Source organism: Mesorhizobium sp. M7A.F.Ca.US.011.01.1.1, from assembly GCF_003998295.1.
Taxonomy (GTDB): Bacteria; Pseudomonadota; Alphaproteobacteria; order Rhizobiales; family Rhizobiaceae; genus Mesorhizobium.
Window position 1 is genome coordinate 1 of the sequence record NZ_RZRT01000177.1, and the last position, 1,234, is coordinate 1,234.

2 protein-coding genes are annotated in these 1,234 nt (G+C 58.8%); both read left to right on the forward strand.

Translation table 11 applies throughout. The features are described from left to right. The coding region (locus EOA13_RS37145) for a type IV secretion system protein (protein ID WP_164780641.1) at positions 1-592 on the forward strand (592 nt) is incomplete at its 5' end. A gap of 27 nt (positions 593-619) precedes the next feature. Next, the coding region (locus EOA13_RS37150; RefSeq protein WP_245490607.1) for a type IV secretion system protein at positions 620-1,234 on the forward strand (615 nt) is incomplete at its 3' end.

Consider the following 1,234-nt stretch of genomic DNA (forward strand, 5'->3'; position numbering starts at 1 on the left):
GCTGCTCGTCCTGCTGTCGGCCATCATCTTCGCAGCGCTTGCCATTGCCGCGATCATCGCCGCCAAGGTCATGTTGTTCATCACGCTGGCCTTGGCGCCGATATGGATCATCCTTTGGCTTTACCGATGGTCCTCGCGCATGAGCGAAGGCTTTCTTTCGCTGACCACCTTCCTGATGATCCAGCAAATCCTGATCTACGGCTTTCTCGGTTTCTATTTCTCGCTCGTCAATGCGGCGCTGAACACAGCAACGTCCGGCGGAGCGACCATGGACAGCAAGATGTCGCTGGTGCTGCCCTTGGTGCTGGTGACGATCATCGGCATCTATGTTCTCATGCAGATACCCTCGATAGCTTCGATCCTGAATGGCGGCGGGTATCTCAGCACCGTGGGCGCATACAACCCTTATAGAACCTTCGGCAGAAACGCTGTGCGCTATTCCGGCGCGCGATGGGCCGCGGGCCGCGCCGCTCGCGGCGCCCGGCAGCTCGCGACAAACAGTTTTCGATCCTCGCGAGCAGCCAGGGCGGACGCCGCAACCCGGTCCGCCATCCAGCAAGGTGCGCGCGATAACTCCAGGCCTCTGGCCTAGGACACAACAACGATCACCGATCGCGGCGTGGATCAGAATGCGTCGCTTAAACGAGGCAATGGTAACGTGGCAATGCCAGTCGAAACAACTGCTAGCAACAGCAGCGAACTTGTCGACAAGCGCTATTACAGGGCAGGCGCGGCCTGGGAAGACGACACGCACAGATCGATGCGCCGATCGCGTACCTTGGCCTGGATCGTCAGCGGCATTTCAGGGCTGGTTGCTGTGCTGTCGCTGCTGGCGCTCGTGCTGATCCTGCCACTCCGTCAGTTCGAACCGTATGTTGTGGAGGTCGACAAATCGACGGGCTACCTCGAGATCATGCGCGCGCTGAAGCCTGGAGATTTATCGCAGAACGAGGCCGTCACCGCGGCAAATCTAGTGCGCTACATCAGGGCCCGCGAAACCTACGATTCGCGTGAACTGAAACAGAATTACGACTTGGCGCAGCTCTACTCCACCGACGCCGCGTCCAAGGATTTGACATGGCTTTTCACGCCTGCAAATCCACAATCGCTGGACAAGATTTTTGGCCGCAATGTCACTGTCTCGGTCGAGATAAAATCGGTTTCCCTGCTCAATCGCAACACGGCCTCGGTGCGCTTTGCCACGACGACGCGGCGGGACAATTCGTCCACCGCC